This is a genomic window from Alteromonas sp. KS69 (genome assembly GCF_003989595.1).
GTDB classification, from domain to species: domain Bacteria; phylum Pseudomonadota; class Gammaproteobacteria; order Enterobacterales; family Alteromonadaceae; genus Alteromonas; species Alteromonas naphthalenivorans.
Window position 1 is genome coordinate 16,676 of sequence record NZ_PYHU01000005.1, and the last position, 21,244, is coordinate 37,919.

The window sequence follows — 21,244 nt, forward strand, 5'->3', positions numbered from 1 at the left end:
TTACCCGTAAGAAGTTTATTGCTATAGTTTTGCTATTATTAGCGCTGAATACTATAAATATTTATGCTCAAGTAACCGTCTTAGCCAGCGAAACTTTATGCCCTAATAACCTAAATTTTAACCATCAGAATGATTGATTATCGCCAAGCTGTTCTTGTAATACATAACAACTTGGCAATTTTATAAGGCTATCGCACTCTATTTTTATTGCGAACGTTTCCTCAGTTTATTGGACACCCAATGTACTGCTTTGATAACAACCAGCATCGACAATACATAAAAAGCGATATGATAGTACTCATGTACCGTGGTATTTAGAAAATGATCTTCATGCGCAAATGTAGCCGAAGAGAATAGCGATGCAATAAGTAGTAACTGTTTTTTCATTGTCTTTCCTTAATTAAGATTTAGCCAACATGCCTTCAACTTCAATAAAGTTGATGATTTCAGCCAAACCTTCACCTGCTTTTAAATTAGTGAATACAAAAGGTTTATCGCCACGCATACGCTTAGTGTCCGTATCCATCACGTCTAGTGAGGCTCCCACCATGTCAGCAATGTCTATCTTATTGATGATAAGTAAATCAGACTTGGTAATACCCGGCCCACCTTTGCGGGGAATTTTATCCCCTGCTGAAACGTCAATCACATAAAGAGTTAAGTCGGAGAGTTCTGGGCTAAAGGTGGCACTGAGATTGTCACCACCACTTTCTACTAAGACAAAGTCTAAATTCTCATGCCGAGATTGTAGTTCGTCAATGGCAGCAAGGTTCATTGAGGCGTCTTCTCGAATAGCCGTATGGGGGCAACCACCGGTTTCTACACCGATAATACGATCGGCTTCTAGTGCGTCATGTTTGGTTAGAAACTGTGCATCTTCGTGAGTATAAATATCGTTGGTAACTACGGCCATGTTGTACTTTTCACGCATAGCGAGGCATAACGAACGCAGTAGCGCTGTCTTTCCAGACCCCACTGGGCCACCCACACCAACACGCAGTGTTTGTTTTTGCATAAGGTTTCCTCTAAGAACGGAATAATCTTGAATATTGTTGTTCATGCCATGCACTTGCCATGGCCAACGACGGCATAGATTGACCAATATGGTCTTGCTGCACGTGTTTGGCGCTCTCAATACATGGTGTAATTTTTGTGGTTAAGCGAAACAATAAATTTTGGCCATCGGTTTGTCCTAACGGGATGAGTTTTGTGCCCGCGGCCACCTGATTATCAATAAGGGTCCACACATAGCCGCTTAAACAGGCATCAAGTAGTAAGCCGAAAACATGGGAGGCCAAGGCAAATTGACTAATAAAACAATGGGCATTTAGCTGATTAACCCATTGAGCGGCCGTACTGTCTTCCTTATTAACTAAATTGCGCAACAGCCTGCGTAGTGCTTTTCCCATGGCTTGCTCGGCCAGTAAAATTTCTTCACTTTCTCGGGTAGCCGCAATCCAATCGTCGGTGTCTAAAAATAGTGTTTGGTCACCTTCTTCTATTGCGCTAAATTGCTGCATCAACAAAGGGACATCGGCATTGGCGACGCTGCCTTCTAGCAACACAGCTACCCAATTCTCTAGTGCATCAGATGTAGTTACCCACCCACGCTCCACCGCTTGCTCTAAACCTTGCGAAAAGGAGAATCCTCCCACCGGCAAATTCGCACTGCATAATTGCAGCAACCTTGCGCACTGAAGCATCGAAAGATCAGTCATGATGGTGGTGATGTTCGCCACTTTGATAGGCGCCACTTTCAGGGTCAAATACCGCAGGTGCGTGACTCACACTTAGATGGTAACGCTGCACTAATTCGCTAAGCACATGATCGGGTTTAAATCTTAGCCAACGTTCACCTACTTGTAAGCGAGTATGGCGGTTACCCAAGTGATAGCACACTTTTGAAAAGGTGTGCCAGTCGTCTGTACTTGCTGTGGTAACTGGTTCAAGGGCTCCTATCACCTTAATTACTTTGCCGCATTCGCTTCGCAAGTGCTCACCCACGCGTAAGGGCTTCCCTCGCTCTATAAAAATGCCGACCTGCTCGCCCTTGTCGGTTGTCACTTTGATTCGCGCCTTTTGACGCGTATCAAAATCTAGGGTTATGGTATCGTCGGCATCACCATGATAATGACCCAACCTTTCTGAAATCGTTAACATACAATTCTCTTAAAACAAACTATAGCGCTGTGCTAAAGGCAGTACTTCCATAGGTTCACAGGTAAGTAACTCACCATTAGCGCGTACTTCATAGGTTTGTGCATCCACCTCAATGTATGGCTGCCAATCGTTGAGTTTCATATCCCCTTTACCAATATTCCTTGTATTTTTACATGCCACGAGTGGCCGGCGTATCCCGTATTTTTCAGCAATGTTGTTATCGATCGATGCCTGTGAAACAAAAGTAACAGACAATGAGGCTGCGGCGCCGCCAAGGCTACCGAACATTGGCCGATAATAGACGGGTTGTGGTGTAGGAATAGAGGCGTTGGGATCGCCCATAGGCGCGGCAGCAATAAAGCCTGACTTAAGAATCAAACTTGGCTTAATTCCAAAGAAGGCGGGCTTCCACAGCACAACGTCGGCCAATTTACCTACTTCAATAGAACCCACTTCACTATCGATACCATGACTTATAGCCGGATTAATGGTGTATTTAGCCACGTAACGACGCGCACGATAATTGTCATTTCTGTCAGAGTCTTGTGGCAGCGGACCCCGTTGCACTTTCATTTTGTGGGCGGTTTGCCATGTTCGGCAAATCATTTCACCTATGCGTCCCATGGCCTGACTGTCAGAAGCAATCATACTTATTGCGCCTAGGTCTTGTAGAATATCTTCGGCCGCGATACTTTCCTTGCGAATTCGTGAGTCAGCAAACGCCACATCTTCAGGGATAGAAGGGTCGAGGTGGTGACAGACCATTAGCATGTCTAAGTGCTCGTCAACGGTATTGACAGTGTAAGGCCGTGTTGGATTTGTGGATGACGGCAAAACATTGGCTTCACCACAAGCACGAATAATATCTGGGGAATGCCCGCCACCCGCACCCTCGGTGTGATAAGTATGAATAGTTCTGCCTTTAAATGCCGCCAAGGTATCTTCCATAAATCCTGCTTCATTCAAAGTATCGGTGTGAATGGCAATTTGCACATCGTAACGGTCGGCTACGGTCAAGCAGTTATCTATCGATGCAGGGGTCGTTCCCCAATCCTCATGCAATTTAAGGCCACAGACACCCGCTTCAATTTGCTCTTCCAACGCCATCGGTAAACTCGCGTTTCCTTTACCCAAGAAGCCAAAGTTCATTGGCATGTCCTGAGTTGAAAGCATCATTTTTTCAATATTCCATGGCCCCGGGGTGCATGTGGTAGCTTTCGTCCCGGTGGCCGGGCCTGTGCCACCGCCTATCATGGTGGTTACCCCTGACATTAAGGCTTCATCTACCTGCTGAGGGCAAATGAAGTGTACGTGTGCATCGATGCCACCTGCCGTCAGTATTTGCCCTTCTCCTGCTATAATCTCCGTGCCCGCGCCAATAGGAATAGTTACGTAGTCTTGTACGTCGGGATTACCGGCTTTGCCAATGGCTTGAATACGGCCATCGTTAATCGCCACATCGGCTTTCACAATGCCCCAATAATCTAAAATGAGCGCATTGGTAATGACTAAATCTGGGGTTTCTGCGCAGCTGAGCTGCCCCTGCCCCATGCCATCGCGAATAACTTTACCTCCACCAAACTTCACTTCATCGCCATAGCAGGTACAGTCCTTTTCTACCTCGATAATAATGTCGGTGTCCGCTAAGCGAACCCTATCGCCTGTGGTTGGGCCAAACATGTGTGCATAGGCGTTACGGTCTATTTTAGTCATGCTCTTGCTCCAATTTTCCCATCACATCACCACGAAACCCATAAATGGATTTTGAGCCACCAAAAGGCACTAAACTTACCGTACGTTTCTGACCAGGTTCAAAACGCACAGCAGTGCCAGCGGTAATATTTAATCTCAAACCTTTGGTGGATGGGCGGTCAAAATGCAGCGCCGGATTCACTTCATAGAAATGATAATGGGATCCCACTTGTATTGGCCTATCGCCATGATTAACGACAACAACACTGGTTTCAGGTAAACCTTGATTGAGTTCTATATCACTTTCGTCTGTGAATATCTCGCCAGGAATCATCGCATTCTCCTAAACTATGGGGTCGTGAACTGTCACCAATTTGGTGCCATCTGCAAATGTGGCTTCTACCTGAACATCGTGGATCATCTCAGGTACACCTTCCATCACTTGCTCGGCGCTTAATACTGTACGCCCATAATCCATCAGTTCAGCGACAGACCTTCCATCTCGTGCACCTTCTAAAATGGCCATTGAAATAAATGCAATCGCTTCGGGGTAATTCAGTTTTAACCCTCTATTTAAGCGCCGCTCGGCAAGTAGTCCGGCGGTAAATAACAATAGCTTGTCTTTCTCTCTGGGTAATAGTTCCAAAAGCTGCTCCCACTTTATTTAATCAGTTATGTGTACCAAATTCGTGGTTGTACTGCTAAATGACCAGACACCTGTGGCCTTGTCTGCTTCCAAACATGCACAAAACCCTCACGACAAACTTCGCTGTCCTCGCCTAAATAACGCACCACAACAACGCCTTGCAACTGCGTGACTGACATAAAACTACACAGGTTAAGTTCATCAATACAGGTTCGAATTAAGCTACACACACTTTTTGCCCATTCGTTTGATGACGCTTCATTGCCATTGAATAACACCATGGTGCCCACCACATGGTGCCCCGCTAACCCAATGCGAGATTGATGAAGATTGTCTTTAGCGTGCAAGGCAAGACGTTCGTGAAAACGAATACCTTGGTTGTGATAAAGACTGAAGGTTTGTGTGAACTGCCCTTTGGAAAAGGGTTGGTCGATATGGGGTAAGCCCAAACACGCAACATCCCAGCCTACGTAGCTTGCGCCTTTATCTAAATACACCTGAGTATGACTAAACGCATTGGCGTTGGTATAAACCAGTGTCTCATGGGGTAGATATTCGAGGTGAGCGTTGTCTGCAACAGTAAAACGGTTGAACTGACACTGCTTACTGGCCATTTGTTTTGCCTCTCGGGCACGGTAAAACCGATTGGCCCCCGGGGTGGTTAGCAGTACTTGGCAATCTTCTTCTAAGGTGGCCGCAACATGCAATTCATCACCAGACACAATACCGGCTGGTGGATGCAATAAATATAAATGCGCCGCGCCAGTGGTTTCTGGGTAAAAAGCCCGCTGTACACTGAGCGGGCCTTCCCGCAGTGTATTCACCAGCTTTGTTTTTTGTTGCCGGTAAGCAAATGTCATTTCTAGTCGCGCCAGCCACTGTTCGTAAGCTACTGCGGGCCTTGCCGTCATTATCACTCCTTGCTAAACCGACAAATACTGCTTAACCAAATCATCGTTAAGCTCTGGCATCGCGCCATGAGACACCACTTTTCCTCGTTCCATTAAGTAGAATTGTTCGCCTACCGCGCGAGCAAAGGGCAGTTTTTGCTCAACCAGAACAATCGTCATGCTCTTTTCTTTATTTAAGCGCAATAGTACATCGCGAATCAGCTGAACAATGTTGGGCTGAATGCCTTCATTCGGCTCATCTAAAATAAGCATATTAGGATTAAGCACTAAGGCACGGGCAATAGCAAGTTGCTGCTGCTGACCACCTGATAAATCTCCGCCTCTGCGTTGCAACATTTCTTTTAACACAGGGAAGTATTCGAAAATGTCTTCTGGCAGGCTGCGTGACGTTTGGCGCTTACAATTAAGCGACACTTTTAAATTCTCTTCAACGGTAAGCTGACCGAAAATATGACGGCCTTGTGGTACATAGCCCACGCCTATATTGGCACGGCTTTCTATACTTGCGCGCGTTACGTCTTGTTGATTGATAGTAATACTGCCAGAGGCTGCGGGTAACATGCCCATGAGGCATTTTAGTAGCGTGGTTTTCCCCACTCCATTACGCCCCATAATACATGTGCGGGAACCGGCCGCTATGTCCATATTCAAATCCCACAATATTTGGCTACCACCGTAACGCTGGTTCAGTTGGGATACGTTAATCATGACCCTCCTCCCCCAAATATACCTTTTTCACTTCCGGATTACTTTGAATGGCGTCCATGGTGCCTTCTGCTAATACGCTACCTTGATGCAACACCGTGACCGTGCGTGCAATTGAACGCACAAATCCCATGTCATGTTCTACGACCACCACTGAGTGCTCTCCGGCCAACGAAGTTAAAAGCTCAGCGGTGCGCTCCGCTTCCGACACTGTCATGCCTGCGACGGGTTCATCCACCAGCAACAACTGAGGTTTGGCCGCCAGCAACATACCAATTTCCAGCCACTGTTTTTGCCCGTGGGATAACTCACTGGCCTGACGATGCTGCATGGCAAGAAGGCCGATGGTATGCAGAATTTGGTCTATATCATCTCGTTCTTCTGCACTTAATGCGTGCCATAACGATGTCCAAATGCCCTTGTCCATTTTTAGGCTGAGATATAAGTTTTCTTTTACGCTTAAGGCCTCAAATACCGTCGGTTTTTGGAATTTTCTACCTATCCCTAAACGGGCAATTTGCTCTTCGTTATGCTGTAGCAGATTAATTTGCTGCCCATAACTTACCGTCCCAGTATCGGGGCGGGTTTTACCGGTAATGACATCCATAAGGGTAGTTTTACCCGCACCATTTGCACCAATAAGACAACGCAACTCACCTTTTTTGATATACAAATTCAAATCGTTAAGTGCTTTGAAACCATCAAAACTAACACCCACATTTTCCATGTATAAAATCATACCGTGGCGCGTATCTGGCGCGGGGCTTTTCTCTGTCAGTAACGCACTTTTCATGAGGCTGCCTCCTGCTTATTCACCTTACGCTTGACAGGAAAACGATGATCAATCAGTCCAACCAAGCCCTTGGGCAACAACAAGGTGACTAAGACAAATAGACCGCCAAGTGCAAATAACCAGGCCTCAGGCATAATCCCTGTCAGCCTTGTTTTTGCAAAGCTCACCACTATGGCACCAATAATGGCTCCGTATAAGGTGCCTCTGCCCCCAATAGCCACCCAAATAACGATTTCGATGGAATTTATGGGCGAGAATTCTCCAGGATTAATGATGCCCACTTGAGGTACGTAGAGTGCGCCTGCGATGCCGGCAAGCACGGCAGAAAAGGTGAACAGAAACACCTTATAACTGGCACTGTTGTACCCCACAAAACGCACCCTATTTTCTGCATCTCGAATGGCGGTGATCACTTTACCGGCTTTCGAAGAAACAATGCGATCACTCACATAATAAGCGGCCGCCAATACGCATACAGTGATAATAAACAACACCAACCGGGTAGTATCTGATTGCAATGAAAACCCTAAAATGTCTTTGAAATCAGTCATACCGTTGTTGCCACCAAATCCCATCTCATTGCGGAAAAAGGCCAGCATGAGTGCGTACGTCATCGCTTGCGTCATAATAGAAAGGTACACGCCGCTAACTCTAGAACGAAACGCCATGGCACCAAAGACATACGCCAGTACTCCTGGGGCAAGTACCACCATTGCAATCACCCAAAAAAAGCTATCTGATCCCACCCAAAACCAAGGTAAACTTTCCCAGTTTAAGAACACCATGAAATCAGGTAAATCCGGGTTGCCATATACGCCTCTATCCCCAATTTGACGCATCAGGTACATACCCATGGCATACCCACCAAGGGCAAAGAATGCACCGTGGCCTAGGCTTAAAATGCCGCAATAGCCCCACACCAGATCTAGTGCCAACGCTAGCAAGGCGTAACACAGATATTTGCCCAATAGGTTCACTGAATAGCTGCTGACGTAAAAAAATGACTCTGGGGAAAATAACTGGTTCGCCAACACTACGTACACAGCCATGACTAACAATACGGAGACGACGCGCTGCACGCTACTTAGTTGAAAGAAAAAGTTCATCATTATTCAGCCCTCCCCTTTTGCGGGAACAGCCCCATTGGGCGCTTTTGAATAAATAAAACCAAACCGACTAATACGATAATAGTGGCCAATACCGGGCCTGTAACAGGTTCTAGGAATTTATTTAAGACGCCTAGGGTCATGGCTGACACCAGGGTGCCCCACAAATTTGCTACGCCACCAAATACCACAACCAAAAATGAATCGATAATGTACGCCTGGCCTAAATTGGGCCCCACATTGGTTAATTGACTTAACACCACCCCTGCCACGCCGGCTATTCCAGAACCTAGCCCAAAGGTAGCGGCGTCAACCCAATTGCTCTTTACACTGAGCGCCCGTGCCATCTCGCGATTTTGTGCCACGGCGCGAACATGTAAACCAAGGGAGGACTTTTTCAAAAATAGCAGCAAGGAAAAGAACACCGCCAAAGAAAATATAATGATATACAATCTGTTAAACGTGACAGAAAACACCGGATTAATTTGCCATGAACCACTCATCCATTCTGGGCTTGCTACCTGACGATTTAGTGGTGAAAACACAGTACGTACCAACTGCTGTAAAATCAGAGAAATACCAAAGGTGGCGAGTAATGTTTCAAGAGGTCGCCCTTTTAAAAACTGAATAACACTGCGCTCAATGAGTACACCCATCAAGCCAGAGACTAAGAAGGCCGCAGGCACTGCCATAAGCAACGAATACTCAATAAGATTGGGGAAAGTTTGTTGAATAACATAAGTGGTATATGCCCCCAACATAATCATTTCACCATGGGCCATGTTGATAACACCCATCACCCCAAAAGTGATGGATAGGCCAATAGCGGCTAATAAAAGCACCGACCCCATGCTGATACCGAAAAAGGCCGTTTCAGCCCAACCAAACCACTTGCGCTTCACCTCTATTCCCGCCAAGACAGCATCAACATTAGCCTTTACTGTGTCAGCAACTTCACTGTCACGTTGCAAAGATAAAAGCGCAACTCTAACTTCTGGGTATAAGTTTCCTCTCAAGGTTTCAAGCGCACCCAACTGTTCAGTCACGTCGTCATTTTGAAGTCGCTTAAGCGCCGTAATGGCGGTTAACACTTCAATAATATCGGCGTTTTCTTCCTGCTCTAACCTAGACAAAATAACCTTAGTCGATATTGAATCAACATCAGCCAAAAGGCTTTCCGACGCTTGTAAACGTACCGTGTCATCACGATGGCTCAAGTTACGTTGGGCTAAAAGTTGTCGAATATGGCTTCGTACACGGTTGTTTACACGTACCTTTCTTAGCCTAACGCCGCTAGACTCCGCAATATTCTTCTCTGTGAGTGTATCTATCCACGCCCGCTCACCTTGGGTCTTGGTTGCATACATCACTTGCTGAGTTTTCGGATGAAAGTACACATCGCCCTCCAGTAACCGTGCGAGTAGCGTAGCAACTCGTTCATCGTCAAGTGTAGCGGCTTTATCGAGAGTGGCGGGTAGTGTGCGGAAAGACGCCTCTGGCAAAGCTTTCACAATATCGTCGAAAGCGACGTCTTGGGCTCGAGCCGACTGAAAAATACTGAGATGAATAATGACAAAAAATAATGCCAACACAGATTTGAACATGACTTTATTCCCTAGTGTGTCGCAAAAAAACGTGGCGCTGCAACGATTTCGCAAACAGCGCCACTCACTGGATGGACGGCAATACCGCCCACAACACACTACTTACTGCTGGTACAAGAGCCTGTTTTAACATCGTAACTGCCGCATAGCATGGGTGCCGTCCAGTCAGACATCAAATTTTTAGAACTTGGCAGGAAATCAGACCATGCATCACCTCGCACTGTCCCTGGGGTTTCCCACACCACTTCTACTTGTCCGTCATCTTGGATTTCGCCAATAAATACTGGCTTCGACAAGTGATGATTAGGATTCATTACCGCGATTCCGCCAGTTAAATTTGGTACCGACATACCAATTAAAGCGTCTGACACTGTGTTAACATCAGTGCTTCCCGTTTGTTCCACGGCGGCAGCCCACATAGTAAAGCCGATATAAGTGGCTTCCATTGGATCGTTGGTTACTCGAGTTTCATCACCGATGAAGGACTTCCACTTATCGATAAATTCAATGTTGGCATCGGTGTAAATACTCTGAAAATAATTCCACGCGGCCAAGTGACCTACTAGAGGACCGGTATCAAACCCTGATAGCTCTTCTTCTCCCACAGAAAACGCTACAACGGGAATGTCTTCTGCTGATATACCTTGGTTACCTAACTCTTTGTAGAAAGGTACATTTGCATCGCCATTGATTGTTGAAATCACGGCGGTTTTCTTACCACTGGAACCAAACTTCTTCACATCAGATACAATGTTTTGCCAATCTGAGTGACCAAACGGTGTGTATTGAATCATGATGTCATCATCACTCACGCCATTGGCTTTTAAGTAAGCTTCTAAAATTTTATTGGTAGTACGAGGGTAAACATAATCGGTACCTAACAATACCCATCGCTCCGCACCAATGTCATTCATAAGATAATCTACAGCAGGAATGGCTTGTTGATTGGGCGCAGCTCCTGTGTAAAATACATTCTTAGACGACTCTTCACCTTCATACTGTACTGGATAAAACAGCAATCCGTTTAGCTCTTCAACTACAGGCAACACAGATTTACGGGAGACCGACGTCCAGCCACCGAAGATAACGTCTACATTCTCTTGCACAATTAATTCACGTGCTTTTTCGGCAAATAACGGCCAGTTTGAGGCGGGGTCCACCACCACTGCTTCGAGTTTCTTTCCAAGCAAACCACCTTGCTTGTTTTGCTCTTCCACCATCATTAATACGGTGTCTTTTAACGTGGTTTCACTAATGGCCATGGTACCGGTAAGCGAGTGCAACACCCCAACCTTAATCGTATCTTCCTCGGCTATTGATAAACTTGAAATCATCGACCCTGCGATCATCGAGCTAGCGACTATTAATTTACGTAACTTCATCAAACATCCTCTAGATTGTTGATTAGCCCACATTAACCTACTTGAAAAGGTTCACTGTTGACCCTGGCTAATTGGCCGTTTTCCATAATGGGGTTACAAAACTGTATGCCAGTGACACCATGCTGTAACGAATGCTTGTATAGTATTTCTATAAGCAAAATAAAAAAATGAGTTAAATTACGTAGTTTAGACTCGTCTTATTCCTATACAGGTATTGGCGAGTTAACGGTATGCTGACATTATATAAGACAGAGTAATCTGCGCTTGTTCCGTACTCATCTTTTAATAACATTCCCAGTAGGATCATCACCACCTCATGGCAGACAATTCAAAAGTCTCTTCAAGCCGCCGCTCATACAACAAGCTGGTTGCGAACGAAATGATGGAAGATTTCGCCCTTCGCTTTACCGCCAAGCGCGCTCGAAAGTGGTCATATTCACGTATTGCACATACAGCGCTTGGCATAGTGTCTTTCATGGTATTGGAGGCTATAGGCGGCGCTATTACATTGAATTATGGGTTCGTAAATTCAGCTTGGGCCATTCTTGCGTTGGTGGTGGTTATCTTTATCAGTGGTACCCCTATAAGTTTTTATGCTGCTCGGTATGGCGTTGACATTGATCTTTTAAGTAGAGGGGCTGGCTTTGGTTACTTAGGCTCCACAGTAGCCTCTCTTATCTATGCCTCTTTTACATTTATTTTCTTTGCACTTGAAGCGGCAATTATGAGTATGGCGCTTGAGCTATTGCTCGGTATTCCCCTCTATATTGGATATGCTATTAGTGCACTTATTGTCATGCCCCTAGTAACCCACGGCATTACTTATATTAGCCGCTTTCAAGTGTGGACCCAGCCAGTTTGGATTGTTTTACAGCTAATGCCACTCCTGTACGTGTTCAATCATCCCGATTCAAGTTTAAGGGAATGGACAGAGTTTACCGGTGATGCCAGTGACATGGGCAGCGGCTTTAACATTCTCTTATTTGGTTCAGCATCAGCTGTTTTGCTTTCCTTAGTCGCGCAAATTGGTGAACAAGTCGATTTTCTCCGATTTCTGCCCCCAAAACCCACTGCTTCTAGCCCGTTAAAATGGTGGGTCGCTATGATAATGGCTGGGCCAGGATGGATAATTTTTGGTGCGGGTAAATTATTTCTGGGGTCGTTTCTAGCTTACTTAGCCCTCAAACAAGGGGTATCCCGAGAGCTAGCCAGTGACCCTGCACATATGTACCAAGTGGCTTTCGGATTTCTCTTTAACAACACTACACTGACCATTGTGATTGCCACTGTGTTTGTGATTATTTCACAACTAAAAATTAATGTAGCGAACGCTTATGCCGGGTCCTTGGCGTGGTCTAACTTTTTTAGCCGTATTACCCATAACCACCCAGGTAGAGTAGTTTGGATGATCTTCAATATCCTAATTGCTATTTTGTTGATGGAGTTGGGTATCTATCAAACCATCGAAAGTATGCTTCAGATCTATTCAGTTCTGGTACTTTCATGGTTAAGTTCTGTATCGGCTGATTTGCTTATTAATAAGCCCCTCAAACTAAGCCCGCCTATAATCGAATTTAAGCGTTCCAAACTGTACGATATTAATCCTGTTGGCACAGTGTCTATGTTTGTCTCTTCAGTTGTTGGTTTTGCTGCGCATATGGGCGCGTTTGGCGACATTGGCGTCGCACTTGGTTCCTATTTAGCCTTTTTCTTACCCTTTATTGTGGTGCCTGCAATGGGTTGGGCAACCAAAGGAAAATTTTACTTGGTACCCAATACCACTGATGATCTAGATGGGGCTGAACACCAATGCTGCTTATGTGAAAATACATTTGATAACGAAGATATGAGTTTTTGTCCGGCCTACAATCATCCCATATGTTCTTTGTGCTGCAGCTTAGACGTTCGCTGTGGTGACCAATGCAGGGAAGACGCCACCTTATCGTCACAAGCATTCGCATTGTTCAACCGCTATTTTAGTTTAAAAACCTTGCGTGTACTTAGTACGCCTATTGCACAATGTTTATGGCTAACTCTGCTACTCACAGGTATTTCCGCCACCATATTGCTGCTGATTTATTGGCAAATTCCCATGGCGACCGAAGCGCTTAAAGACGTCTTTGCCGCCACGCTACTCAAAATATTTTTCTTTTTACTGATTATTATTGGTGTGGTGAGTTGGCTATTTACCCTTGCGAGGCTAAGTAATCGTTCAGCATTAGAAGAGCTTCGTGAACAAACTAAAGCTTTGGCCACCGAGGTCAATGCTCATGAAAAAACGTCACAGGCGTATCAATTAGCAAAGGAAGAGGCGGAGTCAGCCAATAAAGCAAAGAGTCGATACTTGGCAGGCTTGAGTCACGAACTTCGAACACCTTTAAATGTGCTACTTGGTTATGCGCAGTTACTTTCCAGTGATAGCAAAATTCCCAAACACGCGAAAGAACCTTTGCAAACCATGAAGCGCAATGGGGAATACCTAAGTGATTTAATTGAAGGGGTGTTAGAAGTTTCTAAAATTGAGGCGGGACGATTATCAGTTCACCGTGAAGATATCCAATTACGTCCGTTACTAGAACAACTTATTGATATGTTTCAGCAGCAAGCACTATCTAAAGGGTTAAAGTTTACCGCTGATTTCCCCCAGCACTTACCCCAATTTGTGTCTGGTGACAAACAGCGCCTACGGCAAATTCTAATAAACTTGATTTCTAATGCTCTTAAATTTACTGAACACGGCAGTGTGACATTTACCGTGCGATACCGTAATGAAGTAGGACAGTTTATTGTTGAAGACACCGGCCCGGGGATAAGCGAGCAGGATCAAGAAACCGTGTTCCATCCGTTCGAGCGTGTATCTGACAGTAACACGGCGGTTTCTGGTACGGGTTTAGGCCTCACCATCTCCCGTGCGCTTGCGGAGTTAATGGGCGGGGATATTAGTTTAGTTAGCGGCCTCGGCGAAGGCAGTAGGTTTAGCCTAAGCTTAATGCTACCCAGACTTAATCATATTCACAGAGAACCTGTAGATGAAGACAAACAGGTTGTGGGCTATGAAGGTGAATCTAAAACTCTTTTAACCATAGATGATGAAGCTAGCCAGCGGCAGTTATTGAGCGACATTCTCACTCCCCTAGGATTCACCGTGATTACCGCCAGTTCTGCTAAAGAAGGCTTAGGTAAGTTGAAAAGCCACGCTATCGACCTCATGTTTCTCGACTTAAAAATGCCTGAAATAAGCGGCTGGAAAGCGGCTGAGCTGTTTAGGCAAGAAGGATTTAAGCTACCCATTGTAGTAGTGTCAGCCAACGTGCGGGAACTAGACATGGAAGATAATGCCCGACAAAATCATAACGACTACCTTACCAAGCCTTTTGATATTTCTAACCTCATTGATAAATTGGGCCACTGGTTGAACATTCGTTGGATAAATCAAAACGATGATACCGCCCTTGAGCCAGCGGGCAAAAACGAAGGGAATAGGCCTCTCGTAGGGCGCAACCAATATCAAGCCCTTAAATCGCTGGCTGAAATTGGTTATCTGTCGGGCTTTACTGCCAAACTTGAAGACATCTCAGAGCACTATGATATTCCCCCTGAAACCAAAAAGGAGCTCAAGCAGCTTTCATCTCAAATTCAGTTTGTGAAGGTAGTTGAGAAGCTCGACAGCCTAATGCGCTGCTTTTAACCGCCCGCCATAAAAAACCGGCTGAAGAAGCCGGTCTTTTATTGCTGTAATGGCAGTAATCACTATTGGTGGCTAAGAGCCATTGGGTCGATGTAGTTGGTGTTACTAATGCCCGATTTACGCATAGCAATGCCAGTTAAACAGGCATGCATGATTTGGTTGGCACTCAATGCCGTGTTGTAGCTCAAATCTAAAAACGGTGCTACACCAAGCATCTCAAATCCCGCCACGTCAGTTTCTGCACACGCTCGACGTACTAATGTCATGGCTTGGCGAACCGAAATCCCTCCGGCCACTGGCTGTCCAGACCCACTGACAAACGCGGGATCAATAACACTCATGTCGAAAGACACAAAAGTTTTTCCTCCGCTAGCACCAAGCTCCGTCAATGCTTGCTCCATGACCACCGGCCACGAATCCCGTTCCACTTGCGCCATAGTGTGATACTTCACACTGTTCTCTCGCAGCCAAATCAAGGCATTTTTATTTTGAGACGCACCTCTAAGCCCTATTTGAACGAGTTTGTCCCCCTCAATGACGCTTTCCGCTAATAAGTTAGCAACACTTTGCTCATCAGAATAAAAGTGATCTTTGTCGCGCTCACCGCGATAATGGGCATCTAAGTGCAGTACAGACACAGGTGTATCTGAAAAATGCCCAGCCACCGCACTCACACTTGAAAACATAATGGAATGATCACCGCCCACAATGAAGGGGATTGTGCCCGCCTCCAACATGTCGGTTAGTTGCTGAGTAATATGTTCAATATTTAGCTCTGGACTCATATTATCCACGGCAATATTGCCATAATCAGCTACTTGCATAGCCAACGTTGGATCGACCCCACCTTCAACACTGTACCCACTTAAACCGTACATACCACGTAATATAGTAGGAGCGTGTTTGTCGTCTCGCCATCCTGCCCCTAGGGCCAGCGGCACACCAACAAATGCTACATCCACGGCGCCAGCGACTAAATCGGCTTTTCGTATTGCCACGGGCGCATTGGCAAATGTAGGAATCCCGCCCTCTTCATTGAGGTAACGCTTTAAACTAAAAGGGCCTGGCTCGCGTTTATAACGGTCGAACAAAGCAGGTTGCAATACACGTTGTTTGTTGTATCCACCCGCATCAGGATTAAGAGGAATAATATCGCTGTCTGCCAAATACGCTAGCGGCTCCTCAATTCCTTCTGATGGCTTCGCTTGGGAGGCGGTTTTGCTTGCCTGATAACGCCTTTGCGCACTGGTTTGCATCAGGGCTTGTACTAGCTGTTTCGCCTCTTGAGGCGATTTTTCCGCTAACTTCACCGAAAGCTTATCGGGGGTTAAGTTATACAAAACCAGTTCATCTGGCGCGTTGATGAAGGCCAACTCTTGTTCATTCAACATTTGTGTATTGGCTGATATCGACACTTCTGGCATGGGTGTGCTCTCAACCTTTGTGGTAGAAGCACAACCCGATAGCATTAGTGCTGCACCTACTGCCGCACTCAATATATTTAATTTTCTGTCAGTATAAAGGCGTTTCATTATTTCTTATCTCCATAGTAGTCGGTTTGTCCGTGCTCAGAAGATAATTCGCTAATAAAGCCTTTCTGGGTAATACCTTTTTTATGCATCGCCACACCGGTTAAGCACGCAAACATCAAGCTATTGGCGTTTAATGTACTCACGTACGTGGCATCTAGCGCAGGGGCTAATTCCACAATATCAAACCCGACTAGGTTTGTTTCGGCACACAATCGACGAACAATTGGAATGGCTTCTCGCATTGTTAAGCCTCCTGATACAGGCGTTCCCGTACCCGGTTGAAATGCTGGGTCGAGTACATCAACATCGAAGGACACATACAAAAATTCCGTATTTTCAGAGGCTTCTTGTAAAACTCGCTCCATAACTGCATCCCATCCACGCCGTTCTACTTCAGCCATGGTGTGGTAGTGCATGCCAATTTCACGCTCCCACTCGTAGTAACTTTTGCTGTAATGCGCCCGTAAGCCCACCTGAATATAGTCCTCAGGTCGCACATGCGCTTCTTTCATGAGGCGGTAAATAGGCTGGCCATGATCCAATAAATGCACCCGTCCGCGACCTGTGTCCAAATGCGCGTCAAAGTGCACTACGCCCACCTTGCCTTTTCCATAAACGTCGGCAATAGCCGCAACATTGGGATATTCGAGCGAATGGTCACCGCCTATGATAAAGGGTATCGCTCCGGCCTCGGCTATTTCGCGCACCCGATCTCGTACTTCTTGAACACTTCGCTCAGTGCTAAGTTGATCTATGGCTGCGTCGCCATAATCCACAATGTTCAATACTTTCCCTGGGTCAATCATGGTGGACACGTCTGCGCCCCCGGTTCCCCTACCTAACATACGCATTGCACGAGGGCCATGGATGGCATCTCGCCAGCCTGACCCCATGTCTAAAGGCGCACCTAAAATGGCAACATCCACTTCACCGGCAACCAAATCCTCAGGAGAAAGGGCCACTGGAGAGCGCGCAAAAGTGGGTATGCCAGAGCGGCCACCACCTAAATAGCGGCCTAGGGAAATAGGACCGGCTTCCCGCTCGGGATCAAGCTCTTTTGGCCGCTTCACTCGCCACGTATTGTAGTTTTCTGAATCGGTATTTAGGGTGATTTGGTCAGTGTCTCGGCCTTGCTTATATTGCACTTGGTCATACACAGTGAGCATAGTGTCAACGTATTGCTCAATTTCCTGCGTACTGGCTTTTCGCATTAACTCGTACATAAGGTCGGGTTTAAGTACGCTCGCGCCTTTTCCACTTAGCACAAACTCTCGCTTGGCTTCGGGCAATGCATCAAGTAACGCAAGAATATCCTCGGGTACGTCTTTTAATGGCTTAACAGGCATAAGGCCTGGCGTGGCGGAATCTATTTTTGAATGAACCTCACCGGGCAGCGAAGGAGGTGGTTGCACCTCCTCTTTCTCGGCGGTTTCTTGAAGCGCTTGCACCGAGAAAGAAGATAACGCTGCCCAACTGGTAGCGAGTAGAAGAGTTTTTAATTTCATTATTAAGGACGTTAAAAGTGAACGTAGTACCACTATAAAAGTCGCTTAAATACCAAACAATAAGTCATATCCCCCAGTTAAATACCCCATCTCTCCCTTTCTATATCAGGCTGATTAATAGTGCTTTAACCGTCTCTTGAAGACAGGTTAAATAATCCCCCCACCAAAACCATTAATGCGTTCAATAACCCAAAACATGCCCAGGGTACCTACTCCCATTAACACGCTGTAACGCATCTGGTCGGCATACGGGGTTTTGGTGAACAAAGCGCCAACCGCGTAGATAACACCAATAAACACCACCTGGCCGACTTCCACCCCAATATTAAAGAACAAGAGTGCCAATGTAATTTCATTTTGCGGCACCCCTAACTCGCCTAACGCACTGGCAAAACCCAACCCGTGGATTAAACCGAATAGGGCGACAACGCCCAAACTGGCTGTCATTGCTACCTTTCTTGCGTTTCGATTGCATAGGATTGCTTCGCGCGCCATTAAGCAAATTGACAAGGCAATTAATACTTCAACGGGCGCAATAGGAAGGGTGACAAGTTCAAAATAAGACAGAGCAAGGGTAAGAGAGTGGGCAAGCGTAAATGTACTCACTAGCCCCAATAGTTTATAACCACGGGCCAATAAACATAGGCAAAGCACAAAAGCGAGGTGGTCCCATCCAAACCAAATATGCAGCATACCTTGCCACAAATACCGTTTAATGGTTTGCCCCTTCGATAACGTCAGTGCGCCGGGCTGTACCATGGGCACCACCATGGTATTCAATGAACGCTTAAGAGTAAGACTAAAGTTGCTCGATTGCGTATTCACTCTTAAATTGGCGCCGTCTAAAAACCAAGGCGTAATAATTTCAGCGCCGTCACCGAGTTCGTCCGTACAGGCAAATTCATAACTCAGTATCGTGTTGCTGCCTAACCGTTGCTGATTTACCGTTTCTATCTGGCAGTAGCTGGGCAACTGAAGGGTTTTACTGCTGGCAAGCGAGGTAGGAAGCTGCGCAGTAAATTGGTAGGTATTTTCCATTTCACCATCGGATAATCTTAATTCTGCCGCCGAAAATACATCCGCACTTAACGGAAACACGCAAAACAATAAGCACATAAAAATGGCTGAATTTCTTAGCATGTGGCTACTCCTTAACGTTCTTAATAATGCGGTATTTGTCGCCTAAATCATCAATGTAGTCTTTCACTGCACTATCGAGCCGGTCTACCACGTAGTCGTTCGTCACCTGCATTTTTGCTTCGTCAAAAGTGAGTGGCGATCGAGGCGTTGAATGCGTAACCTTGACAAAATGCCACCCTAAAAGCGATTCCTGAGGGCCATACCATTCACTAAAGGTATGCTTATCCATGGTGTCTAAAAAAACTTTGCCGAACATGCCTCTTATCATGCTTACACCATAGGCAGGCATTAATCTGCCACGCCAAAACTCATCCCCTTTCACTTCCACACCACGGGTGAGTTTTACTAAAATTTCCTCACTGTTATCGGGAAGCTGTTCAAAAAATACATGCTGAAAGCTGTAGGTGGGTTCTACGTAGTAACGGTCTATATGCTTAAGATAATATGCCACTAATTTAGCTTCGTCTGGGTCAGGTAAATAGCCGGTTATCTGGTAACGCATTTCCTGAACCAGTTTTTCGCGAACTTCGGGGTCGATCAGGTGCATACCTGCATCAATAGCTTCACGAAAAAGTACTTCTTCGCGAATATAGTCGTCTTCAATTTTTGCTAAGTCGGCTTGCGTGGCTTGGCGACCGGTCAGTAATTCAAATTGCTCAGCAAATACGTTTCTATTCGATTCACTCAGTTCAACGGCATCACTATCATCCTCTTCGAGGCCGTAATAAAGGCCAAAAACAATGACCCCTAAGCCAAGAAACATCACTAGTGGGTCTCGAATTAATACCTTCAACATTTGTACTACACCTTCATTCTTATTCTGATAAGCAAAAAAAGCCGGTAATAAATGCATTACCGGCTTCCCATTCTCTGATTTTTACTTTTTTGGCTTGGCGTAGTTAGTGTCTATTTCTTCCCTAAGCCCTTCTTTACGCGCTTTTTCACCTGCTTGCGGTTGCATATGTTCAGTAGTCAATTCAGAAAGGAAATACGGGTCTTCAATGCCCTCCCTTCTCATTGCCACACCTGTCAAACACGCATGGAGAATAAAGTTAGAATTCAGCGCAGAGCGATACGTAGGATCTAGTAGGGGATCAAGCTCGACAATTTCAAACCCAATAATATCGTTTTGTGCGCATAAGCCTCTTACGATAGGAATTGCTTCACGCATGGTTAAACCGCCAGGTACTGGCGTACCTGTACCCGGTATAAATGCAGGGTCTATAACGTCAACGTCAAAAGAGATATAGAGTTTATCTACATTTTCACGGGCTTCTTTAAGCGCCGTATCCATCACCTGCTTCCAACCTTTTTTCTCTACTTCAGCCATGGTGTGATAACGCATACCGTTATTACGCATCCATTCGAAGCCTTCTGGACCAGGCCAAGGCCCACGCAAACCTATTTGAATGAAGTTTTCTGGTTTTACATGCCCTTCTTTTACTGCTCGATAAACAGGTTGGCCATGTGTTAACCAATGCGCTTGGTTTTTACCCGCATCATAGTGCGAGTCGAAATGAACTACGCCGAAGCTTCCCTTACCATGAACATCAGCTAACGCCGCAATATCTGGGTATTCTAAGCTGTGATCACCGCCCACAATAAAAGGCATGGTGCCAGTTTCAGCAATTTCTCTTACTCGCTCGCGCACATGCTGTACCGAAAGTTCGGTACTCATGTTATCAATGGCAATATCACCATAATCTACGATACTCAGCACCTTACTAGGATTCACCATAGTGCTCATATCAATACCACCTGCACCATACTCATTACGCATGGCTTGCGGGCCAAATTTTTGCCCGCGATAGTAAGAGCCCATATCCAAAGGAGCCCCCACTATAGCGATATCTACATTTCCTGCAATTAGGTCATCTGGATAGATAGCGAGAGGAGCGTTCGCGAAAGTTTTTACCCCCCCAGAACGGCCACTCATATAGCGGCTTAAATGAATTGGGCCAGGCTCTCTTTCAGGGGTGAGGCTTTTAGGACGCTTCGCTTTCCACGCATTAAACCCTTTTGCTTCGGTATTTAAGGGAATAGACGCCATGTCTGTTTCCGGGTTAAATTTGCCCGCTTCCGCGACTTCAATCATTCCGTCGAGGTACGCTTCAATTTCTTCAGCCGACTTTCCTTCCATCGACTTATAAAAACGCTCCATAGTACCTAGCAACATGGTAGGGAGTGGTGACTCAAGAATCTCTAGCTTTTCCTCGGGTATACCCTTAGTTTTTTCTTTAAAGCTATCGGGCATGGGCATGTCAGAATCTTCCGCATATACAGATGCACCAAGCGAACAAATAAGTAAACCGCTTAGCACTGCGCCAAGAATACAAGAACGTGTAATCACTTTATTTTCCTTACATTTATTATGTGGGCT

General features: G+C 45.8%; 19 protein-coding genes. 1 reads left to right on the plus strand and 18 read right to left on the minus strand.

The features are described 5' to 3' along the window. Window positions 1-204: 204 nt before the first annotated feature. The 13 genes from C7Y69_RS03410 to urtA form a co-directional block, all read right to left on the minus strand. The gene (locus tag C7Y69_RS03410; protein WP_126871812.1) at window positions 205-387 is read right to left on the minus strand and encodes a hypothetical protein; all 183 of its coding nucleotides are present in this window, start codon (window positions 385-387) and stop codon (window positions 205-207) included. A gap of 13 nt (window positions 388-400) precedes the next feature. Next, window positions 401-1,015 (minus strand): urease accessory protein UreG, encoded by a 615-nt coding sequence (ureG, locus tag C7Y69_RS03415; protein WP_126871813.1) that lies wholly within the window; start codon window positions 1,013-1,015, stop codon window positions 401-403. Window positions 1,016-1,025: 10 nt separating this feature from the next. Beyond that, window positions 1,026-1,739, minus strand: coding sequence for an urease accessory protein UreF (locus tag C7Y69_RS03420; protein WP_260563415.1), 714 nt, complete (start codon window positions 1,737-1,739; stop codon window positions 1,026-1,028). Then, window positions 1,711-2,160, minus strand: a complete 450-nt coding sequence (gene ureE / locus C7Y69_RS03425) for an urease accessory protein UreE (protein ID WP_126871815.1) — start codon at window positions 2,158-2,160, stop codon at window positions 1,711-1,713. Before ureE ends, C7Y69_RS03420 begins: the two co-directional genes overlap by 29 nt. Before the next feature lie 9 nt (window positions 2,161-2,169). Beyond that, on the minus strand, window positions 2,170-3,873 hold the full coding sequence (gene ureC, locus C7Y69_RS03430; protein ID WP_126871816.1) for an urease subunit alpha: 1,704 nt from the start codon (window positions 3,871-3,873) through the stop codon (window positions 2,170-2,172). Then, the gene (locus tag C7Y69_RS03435) at window positions 3,866-4,186 is read right to left on the minus strand and encodes an urease subunit beta (protein ID WP_126871817.1); all 321 of its coding nucleotides are present in this window, start codon (window positions 4,184-4,186) and stop codon (window positions 3,866-3,868) included. Before C7Y69_RS03435 ends, ureC begins: the two co-directional genes overlap by 8 nt. A gap of 9 nt (window positions 4,187-4,195) precedes the next feature. Further along, on the minus strand, window positions 4,196-4,498 hold the full coding sequence (gene ureA / locus C7Y69_RS03440; protein ID WP_126871818.1) for an urease subunit gamma: 303 nt from the start codon (window positions 4,496-4,498) through the stop codon (window positions 4,196-4,198). 26 nt (window positions 4,499-4,524) lie between these two features. Beyond that, a complete protein-coding gene (locus C7Y69_RS03445) occupies window positions 4,525-5,409 on the minus strand; it encodes an urease accessory protein UreD (RefSeq protein ID WP_126871819.1) in 885 nt (294 codons plus the stop codon). Between the two features lie 12 nt (window positions 5,410-5,421). Next, the gene (urtE, locus tag C7Y69_RS03450; RefSeq protein ID WP_126871820.1) at window positions 5,422-6,117 is read right to left on the minus strand and encodes an urea ABC transporter ATP-binding subunit UrtE; all 696 of its coding nucleotides are present in this window, start codon (window positions 6,115-6,117) and stop codon (window positions 5,422-5,424) included. Next, the gene (urtD, locus tag C7Y69_RS03455) at window positions 6,110-6,907 is read right to left on the minus strand and encodes an urea ABC transporter ATP-binding protein UrtD (protein WP_126871821.1); all 798 of its coding nucleotides are present in this window, start codon (window positions 6,905-6,907) and stop codon (window positions 6,110-6,112) included. Before urtD ends, urtE begins: the two co-directional genes overlap by 8 nt. Next, window positions 6,904-8,016 carry an urea ABC transporter permease subunit UrtC gene (urtC, locus tag C7Y69_RS03460; RefSeq protein ID WP_126871822.1) on the minus strand — a complete coding sequence of 371 codons (1,113 nt, stop codon included), beginning with the start codon at window positions 8,014-8,016 and terminating at the stop codon, window positions 6,904-6,906. Before urtC ends, urtD begins: the two co-directional genes overlap by 4 nt. Further along, a complete protein-coding gene (gene urtB, locus C7Y69_RS03465; RefSeq protein WP_126871823.1) occupies window positions 8,016-9,617 on the minus strand; it encodes an urea ABC transporter permease subunit UrtB in 1,602 nt (533 codons plus the stop codon). Before urtB ends, urtC begins: the two co-directional genes overlap by 1 nt. A 98-nt stretch (window positions 9,618-9,715) precedes the next feature. Continuing rightward, complete coding sequence (gene urtA / locus C7Y69_RS03470) at window positions 9,716-10,999, minus strand: urea ABC transporter substrate-binding protein (RefSeq protein ID WP_126871824.1); 1,284 nt, start codon at window positions 10,997-10,999, stop codon at window positions 9,716-9,718. 316 nt (window positions 11,000-11,315) lie between these two features. Here urtA and C7Y69_RS03475 point away from each other — a divergent pair, with 316 nt between their 5' ends. Then, window positions 11,316-14,687 (plus strand): ATP-binding protein, encoded by a 3,372-nt coding sequence (locus tag C7Y69_RS03475; RefSeq protein WP_244360049.1) that lies wholly within the window; start codon window positions 11,316-11,318, stop codon window positions 14,685-14,687. 62 nt (window positions 14,688-14,749) lie between these two features. On the opposite strand, the gene C7Y69_RS03480 is transcribed toward C7Y69_RS03475, so the two are convergent. The 5 genes from C7Y69_RS03480 to C7Y69_RS03500 all read right to left on the minus strand — a co-directional run bounded on the left by C7Y69_RS03480 (window position 14,750) and on the right by C7Y69_RS03500 (window position 21,214). Beyond that, complete coding sequence (locus C7Y69_RS03480; protein ID WP_126871825.1) at window positions 14,750-16,219, minus strand: agmatinase family protein; 1,470 nt, start codon at window positions 16,217-16,219, stop codon at window positions 14,750-14,752. After that, window positions 16,219-17,724: an agmatinase family protein gene (locus C7Y69_RS03485; protein WP_126871826.1), complete on the minus strand. Its 1,506-nt coding sequence runs from the start codon at window positions 17,722-17,724 to the stop codon at window positions 16,219-16,221. The genes C7Y69_RS03480 and C7Y69_RS03485 overlap by 1 nt, the downstream gene beginning before the upstream one ends. A 147-nt stretch (window positions 17,725-17,871) precedes the next feature. Continuing rightward, the gene (locus C7Y69_RS03490; protein ID WP_126871827.1) at window positions 17,872-18,864 is read right to left on the minus strand and encodes a HupE/UreJ family protein; all 993 of its coding nucleotides are present in this window, start codon (window positions 18,862-18,864) and stop codon (window positions 17,872-17,874) included. Window positions 18,865-18,868: 4 nt separating this feature from the next. After that, window positions 18,869-19,717 carry a peptidylprolyl isomerase gene (locus C7Y69_RS03495; RefSeq protein WP_244360045.1) on the minus strand — a complete coding sequence of 283 codons (849 nt, stop codon included), beginning with the start codon at window positions 19,715-19,717 and terminating at the stop codon, window positions 18,869-18,871. A gap of 24 nt (window positions 19,718-19,741) precedes the next feature. After that, window positions 19,742-21,214 carry an agmatinase family protein gene (locus tag C7Y69_RS03500; protein WP_260563416.1) on the minus strand — a complete coding sequence of 491 codons (1,473 nt, stop codon included), beginning with the start codon at window positions 21,212-21,214 and terminating at the stop codon, window positions 19,742-19,744. Window positions 21,215-21,244: the final 30 nt, after the last annotated feature.

Excerpts from the sequence above, each read along its gene's own strand:
- urtD (WP_126871821.1), bottom strand. The coding sequence starts at position 6,907 with ATGAAAAGTGCGTTACTGACAGAGAAAAGCCCCGCGCCAGATACGCGC.
- urtB (WP_126871823.1), bottom strand. The coding sequence starts at position 9,617 with ATGTTCAAATCTGTGTTGGCATTATTTTTTGTCATTATTCATCTCAGT.
- C7Y69_RS03475 (WP_244360049.1), top strand. The coding sequence starts at position 11,316 with ATGGCAGACAATTCAAAAGTCTCTTCAAGCCGCCGCTCATACAACAAG.
- urtE (WP_126871820.1), bottom strand. The coding sequence starts at position 6,117 with ATGATTAACGTATCCCAACTGAACCAGCGTTACGGTGGTAGCCAAATA.
- ureG (WP_126871813.1), bottom strand. The coding sequence starts at position 1,015 with ATGCAAAAACAAACACTGCGTGTTGGTGTGGGTGGCCCAGTGGGGTCT.
- C7Y69_RS03485 (WP_126871826.1), bottom strand. The coding sequence starts at position 17,724 with ATGAAATTAAAAACTCTTCTACTCGCTACCAGTTGGGCAGCGTTATCT.
- C7Y69_RS03480 (WP_126871825.1), bottom strand. The coding sequence starts at position 16,219 with ATGAAACGCCTTTATACTGACAGAAAATTAAATATATTGAGTGCGGCA.
- C7Y69_RS03435 (WP_126871817.1), bottom strand. The coding sequence starts at position 4,186 with ATGATTCCTGGCGAGATATTCACAGACGAAAGTGATATAGAACTCAAT.
- C7Y69_RS03445 (WP_126871819.1), bottom strand. The coding sequence starts at position 5,409 with ATGACGGCAAGGCCCGCAGTAGCTTACGAACAGTGGCTGGCGCGACTA.
- ureC (WP_126871816.1), bottom strand. The coding sequence starts at position 3,873 with ATGACTAAAATAGACCGTAACGCCTATGCACACATGTTTGGCCCAACC.
- C7Y69_RS03495 (WP_244360045.1), bottom strand. The coding sequence starts at position 19,717 with ATGCATTTATTACCGGCTTTTTTTGCTTATCAGAATAAGAATGAAGGT.
- urtA (WP_126871824.1), bottom strand. The coding sequence starts at position 10,999 with ATGAAGTTACGTAAATTAATAGTCGCTAGCTCGATGATCGCAGGGTCG.
- C7Y69_RS03410 (WP_126871812.1), bottom strand. The coding sequence starts at position 387 with ATGAAAAAACAGTTACTACTTATTGCATCGCTATTCTCTTCGGCTACA.
- urtC (WP_126871822.1), bottom strand. The coding sequence starts at position 8,016 with ATGATGAACTTTTTCTTTCAACTAAGTAGCGTGCAGCGCGTCGTCTCC.
- C7Y69_RS03490 (WP_126871827.1), bottom strand. The coding sequence starts at position 18,864 with ATGCTAAGAAATTCAGCCATTTTTATGTGCTTATTGTTTTGCGTGTTT.
- ureE (WP_126871815.1), bottom strand. The coding sequence starts at position 2,160 with ATGTTAACGATTTCAGAAAGGTTGGGTCATTATCATGGTGATGCCGAC.